The 18492-nt window shown below is 37.4% G+C and carries 12 protein-coding genes and 1 other annotated feature (1 of these 13 cut by a window edge); of the genes, 1 reads left to right on the plus strand and 11 read right to left on the minus strand.

Annotation, left to right across the window (positions count from 1 at the left end; genetic code table 11):
• Positions 1-27 precede the first annotated feature (27 nt).
• From ACMHYH_RS10490 to rpsL, 5 genes are all read right to left on the minus strand, one after another.
• Positions 28-1050: a branched-chain amino acid aminotransferase gene (locus ACMHYH_RS10490; protein ID WP_414839334.1), complete on the minus strand. Its 1023-nt coding sequence runs from the start codon at positions 1048-1050 to the stop codon at positions 28-30.
• Between the two features lie 201 nt (positions 1051-1251).
• A complete protein-coding gene (tuf, locus tag ACMHYH_RS10495) occupies positions 1252-2442 on the minus strand; it encodes an elongation factor Tu (protein ID WP_414839335.1) in 1191 nt (396 codons plus the stop codon).
• Between the two features lie 127 nt (positions 2443-2569).
• Entirely contained in the window at positions 2570-4654 is a 2085-nt protein-coding gene (fusA, locus tag ACMHYH_RS10500) for an elongation factor G (protein ID WP_414839336.1), read from the minus strand.
• A 115-nt stretch (positions 4655-4769) separates the two neighbouring features.
• On the minus strand, positions 4770-5240 hold the full coding sequence (rpsG, locus tag ACMHYH_RS10505) for a 30S ribosomal protein S7 (protein WP_085558995.1): 471 nt from the start codon (positions 5238-5240) through the stop codon (positions 4770-4772).
• Positions 5241-5305: 65 nt separating this feature from the next.
• Positions 5306-5719, minus strand: coding sequence for a 30S ribosomal protein S12 (rpsL, locus tag ACMHYH_RS10510; RefSeq protein WP_414839337.1), 414 nt, complete (start codon positions 5717-5719; stop codon positions 5306-5308).
• Between the two features lie 306 nt (positions 5720-6025).
• Between rpsL and ACMHYH_RS10515 the strand changes: the two genes are divergently transcribed.
• The gene (locus tag ACMHYH_RS10515; protein ID WP_414839338.1) at positions 6026-6784 is read left to right on the plus strand and encodes a prepilin peptidase; all 759 of its coding nucleotides are present in this window, start codon (positions 6026-6028) and stop codon (positions 6782-6784) included.
• Between the two features lie 181 nt (positions 6785-6965).
• Here the strand turns inward: ACMHYH_RS10515 and ACMHYH_RS10520 are convergent, their stop codons facing one another.
• The 6 genes from ACMHYH_RS10520 to rplJ form a co-directional block, all read right to left on the minus strand.
• Positions 6966-8738 (minus strand): sulfate adenylyltransferase, encoded by a 1773-nt coding sequence (locus ACMHYH_RS10520; protein ID WP_414839339.1) that lies wholly within the window; start codon positions 8736-8738, stop codon positions 6966-6968.
• A 348-nt stretch (positions 8739-9086) separates the two neighbouring features.
• Positions 9087-12692, minus strand: a complete 3606-nt coding sequence (rpoC, locus tag ACMHYH_RS10525; RefSeq protein WP_414839340.1) for a DNA-directed RNA polymerase subunit beta' — start codon at positions 12690-12692, stop codon at positions 9087-9089.
• Between the two features lie 150 nt (positions 12693-12842).
• The gene (gene rpoB, locus ACMHYH_RS10530; protein ID WP_414839341.1) at positions 12843-16415 is read right to left on the minus strand and encodes a DNA-directed RNA polymerase subunit beta; all 3573 of its coding nucleotides are present in this window, start codon (positions 16413-16415) and stop codon (positions 12843-12845) included.
• Between the two features lie 310 nt (positions 16416-16725).
• On the minus strand, positions 16726-17331 hold the full coding sequence (locus ACMHYH_RS10535) for a class I SAM-dependent methyltransferase (protein ID WP_414839342.1): 606 nt from the start codon (positions 17329-17331) through the stop codon (positions 16726-16728).
• Positions 17332-17420: 89 nt separating this feature from the next.
• Complete coding sequence (gene rplL, locus ACMHYH_RS10540) at positions 17421-17786, minus strand: 50S ribosomal protein L7/L12 (RefSeq protein WP_085558989.1); 366 nt, start codon at positions 17784-17786, stop codon at positions 17421-17423.
• 77 nt (positions 17787-17863) lie between these two features.
• Entirely contained in the window at positions 17864-18367 is a 504-nt protein-coding gene (gene rplJ / locus ACMHYH_RS10545) for a 50S ribosomal protein L10 (RefSeq protein ID WP_414839343.1), read from the minus strand.
• Between the two features lie 58 nt (positions 18368-18425).
• Positions 18426-18492, minus strand: a sequence feature (ribosomal protein L10 leader region); it runs 61 nt beyond the window's last position.

Genomic DNA, 18492 nt, shown 5'->3' on the forward strand with positions numbered 1-18492 from the left:
TTATATTTTTATCGAAAACGATATCTTTTAGATTTTTATAATCCAACCTTCTGGCGCTTCAACATCCCCGTATTGAATACCGGTTAATTCATTGTACAATCTCTTTATAATTGGGCCAGTTTCTGTTTCGCTATAAAACGTATGAAAGTCATCTTTATATTGTATCCCACCGATAGGCGTAATCACTGCTGCGGTTCCGCAAGCTCCTGCTTCTGTGAAACGACTTAATTGATTAACGAAGACATCTTCTTCTTTTACTTCTAAACCTAACCGGTTCTCAGCTAGATACAATAGAGAATATTTAGTGATACTTGGTAAAATTGAAGGAGACAGTGGTGTGATAAATTGGTTGTCTTTTGTAATACCAAAAAAATTAGCTGCACCTACTTCTTCTATTTTAGTATGGGTAATTGGATCTAGATAAATAGCGTCACTAAAATTTCTTTCACGCGCCAAACTACCAGGAAGCAAGCTTCCACCATAATTCCCACCAACTTTAGCTGCTCCCGTACCATTTCCGGCAGCACGATCATACTCTGAAACCAAAAAATTTGTTGGGACTAATCCTTCTTTGAAATAAGCACCTACTGGCATACAAAAGATTGAAAACAAATAACTTTCGGCCGGTTTGACACCAATATTATCTCCAATACCAATCATATAGGGTCTAAGATATAATGAACCGCCTGTACCATAAGGTGGAATGTATTCTTCATTTGCTTTTACGACTTTTTTTATTGCTTCGATAAAAATATCTGTCGGAATAACAGGCATCAATAGTCTTCTACAACTACGCTGCATCCGTTTCGCATTTTCTTCTGGACGAAACAAATTGATACTGCCATCTTTTGCTCGATAAGCTTTCATTCCTTCGAAAACTGTTTGTCCATAGTGTAATGCTGTTGAACCTTCGCTTATATGCACGGTATTATCTTCAGTCAAACTCCCTTTATCCCATTCTCCCTCTTCCCAATATGAAATGTAGCGATAATCTGTTTTTATATAATTAAATCCTAAGTTAACCCAGTCTAATTCTATAGATTTTTTCATTTTATATTCTCCTCATCTTCTGATGATTTTTAGTATATCATGTTTGCAAAAAAATAATATAAATTACTTCATCTCTATGTATAGCTCATTTATCTAGTTAAAAATAAAGATAAAAAGACCGCATCGGTTTCGATGCGGTCTTTTTTAGTCTGATCACGCTTTGTCTATTGACAAAGTCCTTTCATGCTATAAAATAATGAATTATTTTTCGATTGTTGCTACAACGCCGGCTCCAACAGTACGTCCACCTTCACGAATAGTGAATTTAGTTCCTGGATCAATAGCGATAGGTGCAATCAATTCAACAGAAATCGTAACGTTGTCTCCTGGCATAACCATTTCAGTACCTTCTGGTAACTCAACAACACCAGTTACGTCAGTTGTACGGAAATAAAATTGTGGGCGGTAGTTTGCGAAGAATGGAGTGTGACGTCCACCCTCTTCTTTAGATAAGATATAAACTTCACCTGTAAATTTTGTATGTGGAGTAATTGAGCCTGGTTTAGCTAATACTTGTCCACGTTGGATATCTTCACGTGCAACTCCACGTAATAATGCACCAATGTTATCTCCTGCTTGAGCAAAATCTAACAATTTACGGAACATTTCAACTCCAGTTACAGTTGATTTAGTAGTTGCTTCGTGGATTCCGATGATTTCAATTTCTTCACCGACTTTGATTTGTCCAGTTTCTACACGACCTGTAGCAACTGTTCCACGTCCAGTAATTGAGAATACGTCCTCAACTGGCATCATGAATGGTTTGTCAGTATCACGAACAGGTGTTGGGATGTAAGAATCTACAGCTGCCATCAAGTCCATAATTTTATCTTCGTATTCTGCAACGCCTTCTAATGCTTTAAGAGCTGAACCAGAAATAACTGGAGTGTCGTCTCCTGGGAAATCGTAATCTGATAATAAGTCACGAACTTCCATTTCAACTAATTCTAGTAATTCTTCATCATCAACCATATCTACTTTGTTTAAGAAAACAACGATATATGGAACACCAACTTGGCGAGACAATAGGATATGTTCACGTGTTTGAGGCATAGGGCCATCAGCAGCAGATACTACTAAGATAGCTCCATCCATTTGTGCAGCACCAGTGATCATGTTTTTAACATAGTCAGCATGGCCTGGGCAGTCTACGTGAGCGTAGTGACGGTCTGCAGTTTCATATTCAACGTGAGACGTTGAAATTGTGATTCCACGTTCGCGCTCTTCTGGAGCACCATCGATAGAAGCGTAATCTGTAGCAGTACTTTTGAATCCTTTTTTAGCTAATACAGTTGTAATAGCAGCTGTTAAAGTTGTTTTACCATGGTCAACGTGTCCGATAGTTCCAACGTTAACGTGTGGTTTTGAGCGATCATATTTTTCTTTTGCCATTTTAGTAATTTCCTCCTCGAATTGAGTTTTGATTTTTTGATGAATAAAATTGAATTTATCTCATCAGTCGTAAAAAGTATACCTAGTATTCCTAATAAAAGCAATACTTAACAACTAGCAAAGAAGCTTACGCTTCTCCACCATTTTTCTTGATAATTTCTTCAGAAATAGATTTAGGAACATCTTCGTAATGATCAAATGTCATAGAGAAAGTTCCGCGACCTTGTGTTGAAGAACGTAAAGAAGTAGCATAACCAAACATCTCAGCCAAAGGAATTGTTCCTTTAACGATAGTTGTGTTTCCACGTACTTCAGAACCTTCGATACGTCCACGACGTGCAGAAATATGTCCCATTACATCTCCTAAATATTCTTCAGGAACTGTAATTTCAACAGCCATCATTGGTTCTAGAATTACTGGGCTTGCTTTTTTAGAAGCATTTTTAAGTGCCATTGATGCAGCAACTTTAAATGCTGTCTCATTTGAGTCGACGTCATGGTATGAACCATCATAAAGTTTTGCTTTAATATCCACTAATGGATAGCCAGCAAGAACACCGTTATCTAATGAAGCTTCTAATCCTGCTTTAACTGCTGGGATGTATTCACGAGGAACCACACCACCAACGATTGCATCTTCAAACTCGAAACCTTTTCCTTCGTCATTTGGTGAGAATTCAATCCATACGTGACCGTATTGACCTTTACCACCGGATTGACGAACGAATTTACCTTCAGCTTTAGTAGAACCACGGAATGTCTCACGATAAGAAACTTGTGGAGCACCAACAGTAGCATCAACGTTAAATTCACGTCTCATACGGTCTACAATGATATCCAAGTGTAACTCACCCATACCAGCAATAATTGTTTCACCAGTTTCATGGTCAGTTTCAGCGCGGAAAGTTGGATCTTCTTCAGCAAGTTTTTGTAACGCAACACCCATTTTGTCTTGATCAGCTTTAGATCTAGGTTCGATAGCTACTTGAATAACGGGTTCTGGGAACTCCATTGATTCTAAGATAACTTGATCTTTTTCATCACATAAAGTATCTCCAGTTGTTGTATTTTTCAATCCAACAGCTGCAGCGATATCGCCAGCAAACACTTCAGGAATTTCGCTACGTGAGTTAGCATGCATCTGTAAGATACGGCCTACACGTTCACGTTTACCTTTAGATGAGTTTTGAACATATGAACCAGCTTGTAAAGTACCTGAGTATACACGGAAGAAAGTCAAACGTCCAACGAATGGATCTGTCATAACTTTAAACGCAAGAGCTGAGAAAGGCTCGCTGTCATCTGCATGACGTAAAACACGCTCTTCATCTCCAACAAGTACACCTTCAATAGCTTCAACATCAAGTGGTGATGGTAGGTAATCAATAACTGCATCAAGCATTAATTGAACACCTTTGTTTTTGAATGCTGATCCGCAAAGTACTGGATAAAATTCAACTTTTATCGTTGCAATACGAATAGCTTTTTTCAATTCTTCTTGAGAAATTTCTTCCCCATCAAGGTATCTTTCCATCAAGTCTTCGTCAGTTTCAGCAACAGCTTCAACTAATTTCAAACGCCATTCTTCAGCTAATTCTAGGTATTCAGCAGGAATTTCTTCCTCACGAATATTAATCCCTAAATCATCTTCATAGATTTCAGCTTTCATTTTCACTAAGTCAATGATCCCTGTGAAGTTATCTTCAGCACCAATTGGCAATTGAATCGGATGAGCGTTAGCTTGTAAACGGTCATGAATCGTTCCTACAGAATATAAGAAGTCAGCTCCGGTTTTATCCATTTTATTAATGAAAACGATACGAGGTACACCATAAGTTGTTGCTTGACGCCAAACTGTTTCAGTTTGAGGTTCAACACCAGATTGAGCATCCAATAGGGCAACAGCACCATCTAATACACGAAGAGAACGTTCAACTTCAACAGTGAAGTCAACGTGACCTGGAGTATCGATAATGTTTACACGGTGACCATCCCAAGCTGCAGTTGTAGCCGCAGAAGTGATTGTAATACCACGTTCTTGTTCTTGTGCCATCCAGTCCATTTGTGAAGCCCCTTCATGGGTTTCACCAATCTTATGGATACGGCCAGTATAATAAAGAACACGCTCAGTCGTTGTTGTTTTACCAGCATCGATATGGGCCATGATTCCAATATTACGGGTATTTTCTAGAGTAAACTCTCTTTTTGCCATTTTGCACTAACACCCCTTTTTCTTTTAGATTTTTTATTGTATTAAAAAAAACACATTTTTTCCAATAAAGGCATGGTCTTCAAAAAACAAAAACCAAGCCTTTTGTTGGAAAATTTTACCAGCGGTAATGAGCGAAAGCTTTGTTAGCTTCTGCTACTTTATGTGTTTCTTCACGTTTCTTAACAGCAGCACCTGAATTGTTTGCTGCATCCATAATTTCTTTAGCTAAGCGTTGTTCCATAGTATCTTCTCCACGCAGACGTGAATAGTTTACTAACCAACGTAGTGCTAATGCAGTACGACGGTCTGGACGAACTTCAACTGGTACTTGGTAGTTAGAACCCCCAACACGACGAGCTTTAACTTCGATAACAGGCATGATATTTTTCATTGCTTGTTCAAATACTTCAATAGGATCGTTGCCAGTTTGTTCTTTAACCACTTCAAGAGCGTTATAAAGAATTGTAGCAGCTTTTCCACGTTTTCCATCAACCATCAAACGGTTGATTAAACGAGTAGCTAATTTAGAATTATAAATCGGATCTGGTAAAACATCACGTTTAGTAATAGGACCTTTACGAGGCATCCAAATTCCTCCTTTCAAAAATAATTTTAGTTTTTTTAGATTGCATAGTTAATTTAAGAAAAAGATTAGTTCTTAGGTTTTTTAGTACCGTATTTAGAACGACTTTGTTTACGATCTGTAACACCAGATGTATCTAAAGCACCACGAACGATATGGTAACGAACTCCCGGTAAATCTTTAACACGTCCTCCACGGATAAGTACAACACTATGTTCTTGCAAGTTGTGTCCTTCTCCTGGAATATATGCTGTTACTTCAATTAAGTTAGACAAACGAACACGTGCATATTTACGTAACGCTGAGTTAGGTTTTTTAGGAGTCATAGTTCCTACACGAGTACACACACCACGTTTTTGAGGTGAGTTTACGATTGTTTGTTTCTTTCTTTTACTGTTGTATCCCTTATTCAAAGCAGGAGATTCTGATTTTCCGACTTTAGATTTACGAGGGCTACGAACTAATTGATTAATAGTAGGCATTGGTAATTTCCTCCTTCCCTGTATTTATCTTTTCTAGTCCACACATCCAGGCGGTTCTTTTTTCAGCAAAAAAATAGTGCTGCAAATCGCAACCAGCTTTGTTTGTGGAACGTTTGGCCATTGTACCAGTCAGAACGACCGATAGATAGGAATCTGTATACAAAAGCACCTTGTGAATCATACCACGTCATTTTTCCTTTGTCAACAAATCTTATCATTTTTTCTTTTTTTTAAAAAAATCTTTTTAAATGCTTTAACGTACATTTTAGCTGACAAGCTATTTTGATAAGAAATTGAGGTAAAAAAATGGAAAATCTACTCTTGCTTTTTTTTATTTGGCTAATTGGAACTTGTTTTGGATCTTTTTTTATAGTTATTGGATTGAGAATTCCAATCGGTCAATCTATTATCTATCCGCGTTCGTCTTGTTCTAAGTGTTATCACGTTCTCAACCCTTTTGACCTTATTCCTATTTTTTCTTACTTTCTTTTAAAAGGCCACTGCCGTCACTGCCATATCTCCTTTTCTTTTTTGTATCCTCTAACTGAAGCGTTAACTGGGTTACTCTTCGTCTTAATTTTCTATCAATTTTCCAATCAGCCTATAGAATGTTTTTCGCTTCTTTTCTTACTTTCTTTCGGTATTATTTTTTGTATCAGCGATAGCTTTTATTTTTTACTACCTGATTCTTTAATGCTTTTATTTTTTTTGTTTACATTGTTTTTTAGATTATGGTTTCATCCTTTATCCTTAGCTTACTATTTGATTAGTAGTTTCAGTATTTTTTTACTTTTCTACATTTTTTATTGTCTTACTGACGAAGGATTAGGAGGTGGAGATGTGAAACTTTTTGGTATCTTAGGCCTATTTTTTGGTTACGAATTAACTTTATTCATCTTATTTATTGCTTGCCTAATTAGTTTAGTAGTCGGTTTGGCTCTTTTTACTCTCAAAAACTTTTCAATAAAAACACATTTCCCGTTTGCACCTGCTATCTTTTTAGCCTCTTTTATTGTTGCACTCTATGGAGAAAAATTTCAAGCTATTTTATACTCGATTTTATAATTATTTATATGATACATCTAACTATGTTACGACTACGTCATTTCCACGAGATTGTACTTTTTTAAATTTTTAATTCAGTAGTCTTTTAACTATCTAAATCCGCAAATACTTATCCTATTAAAAAAAAGAAGCGAAAATAAGAATCTCGCTTCTTTTTTTAGATAGGTTAATTACACTAAGTCTATTTTTTTTTTAATACTGACTCCTCTTCCTCTTTAGTTTCTTTTGGCCCCTCTAATTCCTCGTCTCCATGATACCGAGCATATGGCAGAGTATTCCACGTCCGGTAGTCAATATCTTTTTTAGTTAGAGCTGATGGAAGATCATTTAGAATTTGATAAGCTGCATCCAATTCTCGCTGTGTTTCTTCTTTATCCTGATACATAAATTCATCAGAAGCTACATCTGAAGCTAGTTCTGCTTTCTTTTTTAAATCTTGAATTAGAATTTCTTGTTGGCGTTTCATATTTAAATGTGCTTCTTCTATCCACGGAAATTGCATCTTTCTATTTGTATCAGCAGCATGGCTATATTCATCAAATACACCTTGATAGACACTGCTTGCATGATCACGCGCATTCATGTTCGCAAGTAACAAGTCTGAATTCGTTAAATCCTCGATAGCGATTTTTTTATAACGCTTTGCTCCACCGATTCCAAAACGCTCGGTATAGTAGGGAAATACCTTACTTAGTGTTTTTCCCACTGGAGCCATCGCTTCGTAAGTTTCATCTAATCCTTTTGGTTGAACACCTTGGATAGCGATTCGGGCAGATTCAGGGCGAATAATTTCTTTTGGTGGCATGATTCCATGGCGTAAAAGTTCGCGAATACCTGTTCCAGAAATATTAATCCGGTAATTTTCATCATGCGGACAGGTTTGACTTGTGGCTGGATTATCACAACGTGTACAATAAAATACTTCGTGGTAAAGGCGAATATCAATTCCCATCTCTTCAGGCGAATACTGATCGAAAATTGAATGACTAGCGTACTTATCATAGTAATCGCCAATTCCTGCATGATCGCGTCCGATTAAGGCATGTGTGCACCCATAGTTTTTCATGATTAAGGCATGCAACACTGTTTCGCGAGGCCCTGCAAAAATATAGGTTACGCGAAGAGGAGATAGAATTGCACGTTCTTTGGGATAATAGGTTTCTAAAACACTTTTATAAGACATCACACGGTACTCATGACGTGTATATTCTCTCTTTGCCATTTCGACAAGTGGCTGAATCAACAGTCCATCTACTTCTTCTAACGCATTTTTATGAATATACTCATGTCCACGATGCAACGGATTCGCTCCCGTAATAAAGCCAGCGACAGAACGAAAATTCTTCTCTTCGTAAAATGTATACCATGTGTCTTTTGGTTCCATACGAATATCTTCGAACGGTCCCCAATTAGCACGATTGACTAACTGAATTGGCCCTCCAAGAGCAACATCGCCCATCCGACGATGAACAGCATCTACACCAGGATGATCACGGTCTGTCGTACCAAATAGGTGGAATGCACGAAATTCTTTGTCGTAGTCAAAAATATCTTGTACCAAAAGTAACGCAATAACTGTATTCTGCTCATCTATTAAAGCTACTTCAGTATTTTCTTTTAATGAACGAATCATCTCTTCATTTTGTTTTCCTTTCGGTGCGAAACTCAATGGTACAGGCCAAATTGTTCCATTTTCTAATCTGCCTTTCGTTAAGACTGATTTATAATCTTTCTCGTTCATGAATCCTTCGTTTGGAGACAAAACACCAATAGCAATCATTTCTACCGTGATGACAGCTTCTAAATCAATCATAATTCTTGGAAGTGATTCGGCTCTTTTCAGTGCCTCTTGTCTTTCTTCTCCTACGAGAACTCGATCAACTAGCTTTCCTCCGTGTGGTTTTTGCGGATAGTTACTAAAATTTAAATAACCTGATTTTTCTTTATGAGCCACTTGTAGGACCCCCCAATCTTTTTTTATATTTCATCAAAAATTGTTTTGTTCTTTATTTTATAAAAGGATAAAAAAGAATTCCGCTCTTCTAGTTTCCTACCTCGTAAAATTTTGTACATTCTCATTATATAAACGTCTTTTGAAAACCCTTTCTTTTTAGAATTAGTAGATTCATCTTCATCGAAAGAATCATTTATGTCAAGAAAAAATGCAGCACTTAGTTAATATTAAACGAATCTTAATAACTTAATGTTCGTCTTTTCTTTCTCAAAATAAAAAAAGCAGTCCAACTGATTCTAAGAATCAATCGAACTGCTTTACCTTATGATTTAATTTACTTCACCTTAATTAGTCATTAATGCTGTAAACATTTTCGCTTACAACGCCAACACCTTTAGGTTCCATTTTACGGTATTTAGCCATTCCAGTACCAGCTGGAATAATTTTACCGATGATAACATTTTCTTTCAATCCTAGTAACGGATCACGCTTGCCGCGGATTGCAGCATCTGTTAGAACACGAGTCGTTTCTTGGAATGATGCAGCAGATAAGAAACTATTTGTTTCTAATGATGCTTTTGTAATTCCTAATAAGACTGGACGAGCTGTAGCTGGTACGCCACCGGCCATTAACGTCTTATTGTTTTCTTCTGTAAAGTCATGAATATCAATTAAAGTACCTGGTAAAACATCCGTTTCACCTGGATCCATGATACGAACTTTACGCAACATTTGACGAACCATTACTTCGATATGCTTATCTCCGATTTCTACCCCTTGCATACGGTATACTTTCTGAACTTGGCCTAACAAGTAATTTTCAACAGATAGAACATCACTTACGCTTAATAACTGTTTAGGATCAATTGATCCTTCAATTAAGCGAGTACCACGTTCAATTATGTCTCCTTCAGCAACTTTCATGCGTGAAATAAACGGAACTTGATAGCTACGTGTATCTGTTTCACCCTTAATCGTTACTTCTTTAGTACGATCTGCAGGATTTTCATCGATTGAGATAACTTCTCCTGTTACTTCTGTAATGACAGATTGTCCTTTAGGATGACGAGCTTCAAATATCTCTTGGATACGAGGTAGCCCTTGAGTAATATCATCCCCAGCAACTCCACCTGTATGGAATGTACGCATTGTCAATTGAGTTCCTGGCTCACCAATTGATTGAGCAGCGATTGTTCCAACTGCTTCACCAACTTCAACTTCAGAACCAGTCGCTAGGTTACGACCATAACAGTACTTACATACACCGTGTTTCGTATTACATGTGAAGACTGAACGAATCGTAATTGATTTAATACCGGCATCAATGATTTGTTTAGCAATATCTTCTGTGATAATCTCATTACTCTTAATGATAACTGTTCCATCATTAGGGTTAACAACTGCTTTACGAGTGTAACGACCTAATAAACGCTCCTCAAGAGGTTCAATAACTTCATTGCCATCTTTAATTGCCATGATTTCAAGTCCACTATCTGTTCCACAATCTGTTTCACGAATGATAACATCTTGCGCTACATCTACTAAACGACGAGTCAAGTAACCTGAGTCAGCTGTTTTCAGAGCCGTATCAGTCATTCCTTTACGAGCTCCATGGGTAGAAATAAACATTTCTAAGACAGAAAGACCTTCACGGAAGTTAGATGTGATAGGTAACTCCATGATTTGACCATTCGGTGCAGCCATTAATCCACGCATACCAGCAAGCTGAGTAAAGTTGGAAATGTTACCACGGGCACCAGAGTCACTCATCATAAAGATTGGGTTACGGTCATCCAGACTTTCCATCAGTCTGACTTGGATACGATCTTTTGTAGCATTCCAAACAGCGATAACACGTTCATAACGCTCTTCATCCGTGATTAAACCACGACGGAATTGTTTTGTTATGTTATCTACTTGACCATGAGCTTCCTCTAATATCTGTTGTTTTTCTTCTAAAACAACAATATCAGAGATACCAACAGTGATTCCAGCAATTGTAGAATACTTGTATCCTAAGTCTTTCATTTTATCTAACATTTTTGACGTTTCAGCAATTTTAAATCGCTTGAAGACTTCAGCAATGATATTACCTAGATTTTTTTTCTTAAATGGTTTGACTAGTTCCTGCTCTTTAATGTGAGCTGGAATATCTGTACCCATTTCAACAAAATAATTGTCTGGTGTTGCAACTTCAAGGTTGCTTTGTGTTGGCTCATTCAAATATGGGAATTCATTTGGCATGATTTCGTTAAAAATTAATTTACCAACTGTTGTAATTAACATTTTATCTTTTTGCCATTCAGTAAATGGTTTACCTGGAATATCAATTGAACGAATACCAACGCGTGAATGTAAATGTACATAGCCACTTTGGTAAGCGATTAAAGCTTCATTTAAACTACTAAATGTCATGCCTTCGCCTTCGCGTTCTTCTTCTTCCATTGTTAAATAATAGTTACCTAGAACCATATCTTGTGATGGAGTAACAACTGGTTTACCATCTTTAGGATTCAAGATGTTATGAGCAGCTAGCATCAACATACGTGCTTCGGCTTGCGCTTCGTCACTTAATGGTACGTGGACAGCCATTTGGTCACCATCAAAATCGGCATTATACGCTTCACAAACTAATGGGTGAAGACGAATTGCTTTACCTTCTACTAAGATAGGTTCAAATGCCTGAATACCTAATCTATGCAGTGTCGGTGCTCGGTTTAATAGTACTGGATGCTCACGGATAACTTCTTCTAAAACAGGCCAGATAGCGTCATCTTGACGATCAATTTTGCGTTTAGCATTCTTAATATTGCTAGCAATATCACGAGCAACTAATTCACGCATAACAAATGGTTTGAATAATTCAATAGCCATTTGTTTTGGCAAGCCACATTGATACATTTTCAAAGTTGGACCAACTACGATAACGGAACGACCAGAATAGTCAACACGTTTTCCTAGTAAGTTTTGACGGAAACGTCCTTGTTTCCCTTTTAACATGTGAGACAACGATTTTAAAGGACGATTTCCTGGGCCAGTAACAGGGCGACCACGACGACCATTATCAATCAAAGCATCAACGGCTTCTTGTAACATCCGTTTTTCATTTTGAACAATAATATTTGGAGCCATTAAGTCTAATAGACGTTTTAAACGGTTATTACGGTTAATAACGCGACGATACAAGTCATTTAAGTCACTTGTTGCGAAACGGCCACCTTCTAATTGAACCATCGGGCGGATTTCTGGAGGAATAATTGGAATAACATCCATAACCATCCATGATGGTTGATTTCCTGAATTACGGAATGCTTCTAGAATGTCCAAGCGACGAATAGCACGTGTTCGTTTTTGTCCTTGAGCTGTTTTTAGTTCTTCTTTTAGCTCGCCAACTTCTTTTTCTACGTTTACGTCATCTAATAACTGCTTGATTGCTTCTGCTCCCATTGCAGCTTGGAATTCGTTTCCGTATTGTTCACGGCGTTCACGGTATTCTCTTTCAGTCAATAACTGTTTTCTTTCCATTGGAGTGTTTCCAGGTTCAGTAACCACGTAAGAAGCAAAATAAATGACTTCTTCAAGTGCACGTGGGCTCATGTCTAAGACAAGTCCCATTCGACTTGGAATTCCCTTGAAATACCAGATATGAGTAACTGGTGCTGCTAGTTCAATGTGTCCCATACGCTCACGACGTACTTTAGAACGAGTAACTTCAACGCCACAGCGATCACAAACAATCCCTTTGTAGCGAATCCGTTTGTACTTTCCACAAGCACATTCCCAGTCCTTTGAAGGTCCAAAAATACGTTCGCAAAATAGTCCATCACGTTCAGGTTTTAATGTACGATAGTTAATGGTTTCTGGTTTTTTTACTTCTCCATAAGACCAACTGCGGATCTTATCTGGAGAGGCCAAGCCTATTTGCATACTATTAAAATTATTAACGTCTATCAAGGGGCCTACCTCCCTTTATTTTTTTCGAGCTGCCCTATCTTGCTCTCTTTTTTCTGATTCTTTTTAAATACACTTTGCACTCTAGTTCTTTAGAGAAATAAAAAATTATCTTTTCATTTCTCTAAAGAATTGGATAGAGCACAAGGCATCTTAGTCTTTTAGTCGTTCTTGTTCAGCTGCGTCTGCACGAACTTTTTCTTGTTCTTCAGCATATTTACTTAAAGCATCAATGTTTACAATATCATCGTCATCATCCATGTCACGTAGTTCGATTTCCTCGTCATCAGCATTTAATACTTTCATATCTAATCCTAATGCTTGTAATTCTTTAACTAGTACGCGGAATGATTCAGGAACTCCTGGTTTAGGAATTGGTTCACCTTTAACGATAGCTTCATAAGTCTTCACACGACCAACAACATCATCCGATTTGTAGGTAAGGATTTCTTGTAACGTATAAGCTGCCCCATATGCTTCAAGTGCCCAAACTTCCATCTCACCAAAACGTTGTCCACCAAATTGAGCTTTACCACCCAATGGTTGTTGTGTAACTAAAGAGTAAGGTCCAGTTGAACGTGCGTGTAATTTATCGTCAACCATGTGGGCTAACTTAATCATGTACATCACACCAACAGAAATACGATTATCAAATGGTTGTCCTGTTCTTCCATCATATAAAACAGTCTTAGCATCTGCAGCCATTCCTGCTTCTTTAACCGTTTCCCAGACATCTGAATCGTTTGCTCCATCGAATACTGGCGTAGCAATATGGATACCCAATTGACGAGCAGCCATACCGATGTGTAACTCTAATACTTGTCCAATATTCATCCGTGAAGGAACTCCTAATGGATTCAGCATGATATCTACTGGTGTTCCATCAGGCATAAATGGCATATCTTCTTCTGGCATGATTAAAGAGACAACCCCTTTATTACCATGACGTCCAGCCATTTTATCCCCTTCATTAATTTTACGTTTTTGAACAATGTACACACGAGCAAGCATATTTACTCCTGGAGATAATTCGTCGCCAGCTTCACGTGTAAAGATTTTCACATCATGAACCGTTCCGCCTCCACCATGTGGTACACGTAAAGAAGTATCACGTACTTCACGAGCTTTTTCTCCAAAAATAGCATGCAATAAGCGTTCTTCAGCAGAAAGTTCAGTTACTCCCTTAGGTGTTACTTTACCAACTAATAAATCGCCATCACGTACTTCAGCACCAATACGAATGATACCCATTTCATCTAAATCTTTTAATGCATCTTCTCCGACGTTTGGAATTTCACGGGTGATTTCTTCAGGTCCAAGTTTTGTATCACGAGCTTCTGATTCATATTCTTCAATATGGATCGAAGTGTATACATCATCTTTAACTAAACGTTCACTCATGATAATCGCATCTTCATAGTTGTATCCTTCCCAAGTCATGAAGGCTACTAATGGGTTTTGACCTAATGCCATTTCCCCATTTTCCATTGAAGAACCGTCTGCTAAAATTTCGCCTTTATCTGCGCGATCGCCTTTAGCAACAATTGGACGTTGATTGTAACAAGTTCCAGCATTTGAACGACGGAATTTTGTAACAGCGTACTTATCTAGTGCACCATTGCTTTGACGGATACGAATCTCTTTAGCATCAACATATTCAACTATTCCATCATTTTGACAGATAATTGCAGCACCTGAGTCTTTTGCAGCTACGTATTCCATACCTGTTCCAACTAAAGGAGCTTGCGGATTAACCAAAGGAACCGCTTGACGTTGCATGTTGGCTCCCATTAAAGCACGGTTACTATCATCATTTTCCAAGAAAGGAATACAAGCTGTCGCAACAGCAACTACTTGTTTTGGTGATACGTCCATATAGTCCACTCGGCTAATAGGAACTTCCAAGTTTTCTTCAACATAACGAGCAAGAACATTTTCATTCGCAAATGTGCCATCATCATTTAATTTTGCATTTGCTTGAGCTACTACATAAGCATCTTCTTCATCAGCTGTTAAATAATCAATTTGATTGGTTACTTTACCTGTTTCGCGGTCTACACGACGATAAGGTGTTTCAATAAAACCAAATTTATTTATTTTAGCATAACTTGATAAACTGTTAATCAATCCAATATTTGGTCCCTCAGGCGTTTCGATTGGACACATACGGCCATAATGCGAGTAATGTACGTCTCGAACTTCATAACCGGCACGGTCTCTGGTCAAACCACCGGGTCCTAGGGCTGATAAACGACGTTTGTGTGTTAACTCGCCTAAAGGATTGGTTTGGTCCATGAATTGTGACAATTGAGAAGAACCGAAGAACTCTTTAATTGCTGCAACGACTGGACGAATATTAATTAATTGTTGTGGTGTAACAGTTGCCATATCTTGAATAGACATTCTTTCACGAACCACACGCTCCATACGAGACAAACCAATACGGTATTGATTTTGTAATAATTCACCAACTGAACGAATACGACGGTTACCTAAATGGTCAATATCATCTACGTGACCGATTCCTTCTTGTAAATTAAAGAAGTAGTTCATTGAGGCAATGATATCAGCAGGTGTGGCATTTTTTATCTCTGTTGAAATCACGCTATTTCCAATAACATTCACTACACGCTCAGGATCTTTTGGAGAGATTACTTTTACAACTTGTAATAAAATAGGCTCTTTTACTACTGCATCTTCTGATGGGTAGTAAGTTACGCTGTTTAAACCAGCATCAAGATAAGGATCTAAAATATCCATATGATCACGATCTAAAAGTGTACCTTGTTCCATTATGATTTCACCAGTTTCTGGATCAATCAGCGTTTCAGCCAATGTCAAATTGAATAGACGTGTCTTTAAGTTTAACTTCTTGTTTACTTTGTAACGACCTACATTAGCTAAATCGTAGCGTTTTGGATCAAAGAAACGAGCAGTTAATAGGCTTCTTGAGCTATCAGCTGTTTTAGGTTCACCTGGACGTAGACGCTCATAGACATCTTTCAAGGCTTCTTCTGTACGTGAGTCACTTGCATTTTTGTGCAGATCTTTTTCTATTGTTAAACGAAGACTCTCGTTAGCACCAAAGATTTCAAGAATTTGATCATCTGAACCAAATCCTAATGCACGAACTAGAACAGATAAAGGAATTTTACGCGTACGGTCAATGCGGACATAAGAAATATCTTTTGCATCTGTTTCATACTCTAACCATGCTCCACGGTTTGGAATCAAAGTTGTTCCAAAATTTTCTTTACCATTCTTATCTAATTTACTATTAAAGTAAACACCTGGTGAACGAACCAATTGAGAAACAATGACTCGTTCAGCTCCGTTGATAACAAAAGTACCCATATCTGTCATCAGTGGGAAGTCGCCAAAGAAAACTTCTTGATCTTTAACTTCTCCTGTCACTTTATTAATTAAACGTAACTTTACATAAATAGGCGCTGAGTAATTAGCATCATGAGAACGAGCTTCTTCAACTGTATATTTTGACTCTTGTAATTGATAGTCCAAGAACTCTAATGAAAGGTTTCCTGCGAAGTCTTCTATCGGAGAAATGTCTTTAAACATCTCGCGTAAGCCTTCGTCTAAGAACCATTGGTAGGAATTGGTTTGAATTTCAATCAAATTTGGAAGTTCTAAAACTTCGCTGATTCGCGCAAAACTTTTACGTGTACGGTGTTTTCCGTAATTTACTAAGTGGCCTGCCAACCTATTCACCCCTTAAAATTGTTTTGAATGTGCTTTTTAGAAAATCAAAATTAGTTCCTTTACTTATATTACATTTAAATGTCAAATATTAACATTACGTAACATCGTGTAAATTAACCTATTTTTTGACAAAAAAAAACCAAAAGAGTCGTGAACTTTAAAATAAAAATCACATTTTCTTTTGTTTTCGTTAAAAAGCGTGTTCTGGACAATATTTCAGAACACTCTTATTCTAATCTACACACTGATTGCATTAGATTATTATACATCAAATAAATCAAACGGTCAAGACGAAATTAAAATCGCCTCATTCTCTAGTTTAATTTTTTATGCTTTGAATAATCCAATATCCTTTATCTTTTATTAAAATTTCTGCATTTCCAAAGGTCTCTATCATCTTTTCTTTTGCGCTAGGCGCTCCTTGCTTCTTTTGAATGACGATAGTTAATGTTCCTTGCGTTCTTAAACGATCAAAAGATCCTGTCAATATTTCGTGAACGACTTTTTTCCCTGCACGGATGGGCGGATTGCTGATAATTGCTGCAAAAGAATCACCTTCTACTTGTTGATAAATATCAGAAAGATGGATTTTTGCATTGTTAATCCGATTGTTAGAAGCATTTTGTTTCGCCAAACCTAACGCACGTTCATTAACATCTACCATCTCAACCATTCTTTCAGAGGCTTCTCTAGCTAACGAAAGTCCCATCGGTCCATATCCACAGCCTACATCTAGAATATTGCCTTCTACCATATTTTCTAAGTCAATCGTTTCAATTAACAAACGAGAGCCAAAATCGACTGTTTTTTTAGAAAAAACACCTAAATCTGTTACAAATTTAAATGTCTGTCCACGTAATTTATATGTCCAAGCTGACTGTTCACTTTCAGTATTGGGTTTGTTCGTAAAATAATGATCTGCCATTTTAAAAAACTCCTTGTTTCACTTTTTATGATTAAAAAAGACACGCAGCGAACTGCGTGTCTCAAAAGTTTTCAACGTAAGTGGTTGAATTATTTAACTGTTACAGTTGCGCCAGCAGCTTCAAGAGCTTCTTTCATTGCTTCAGCGTCTTCTTTAGAGATATCTTCTTTAATTGCTGCAGGTGCTCCATCAACTAAAGCTTTAGCTTCTTTCAAACCTAAGCCAGTTGCTTCGCGAACAGCTTTGATTACTTTAATTTTTGCGTCTCCAACAGCTGTTAATTCAACTGTGAATTCTGTTTGCTCAGCAGCAGCAGATTCTGCTCCACCAGCAGCAGCTACAGGAGCTGCAGCTGTTACGCCAAATTCTTCTTCAATAGCTTTTACTAAGTCGTTTAATTCTAATACTGTTGATTCTTTCAAATCAGCAATGATTTGTTCAATGTTTAATGACATTGTTATATTCCTCCATTATTGGTTAGTTTTTTTTAGTACTTTTTCTTTTCATATTGCCAAAAGAACGGTTTTTTTTATTAAGCTACTTCTTCTTCTTTTGATTCTGCAACTGCTTTGATAATAAGAGCAGTATTGCGAATTGGAGCTTGAAGTACAGATAGTAACATTGATAGTAAACCATCGCGATTTGGTAATGTTGCAAGAGCGTTCATTTCTTCTGCTGATGATACTTTGCCTTCGATTACGCCACCTTTAATTTCTAAAGCTGATGCCACCTTAGCGAATTCTGCAATAATTTTTGCAGGTGCAATAACATCTTCATTACTAAAAGCAATAGCTGTAGGTCCTTTGAACACATCGTCCATTCCTTCTAAACCTGCTGCTTGCGCTGCACGGCTTAAAACAGAATTCTTGATTACTTGCATCACAATACCTGCATCACGTAATTGTTTACGTAATTCAGTTACTTCTTGAACAGTTAATCCACGGTAATCCATTACTACAACTGATGCTGCATTTTGGAATTGTGTCGTTGCTGTTTCAACAAGCAATTGTTTTTCTGCGATTGCTGCTTGACTCATTAAATTTTCACCTCCCGATCGATTGATGGAATCTTTTCGTGTAGCCAACTTAAATCGTTTGCACAACGCAAAAACTCCATGTCACCGTAGACATAGAGGGAGTGTTGTATGCTTTCACATATCAT

It is taken from the genome of Carnobacterium sp. TMP28 (assembly GCF_047553015.1).
GTDB lineage: Bacteria > Bacillota > Bacilli > Lactobacillales > Carnobacteriaceae > Carnobacterium_A.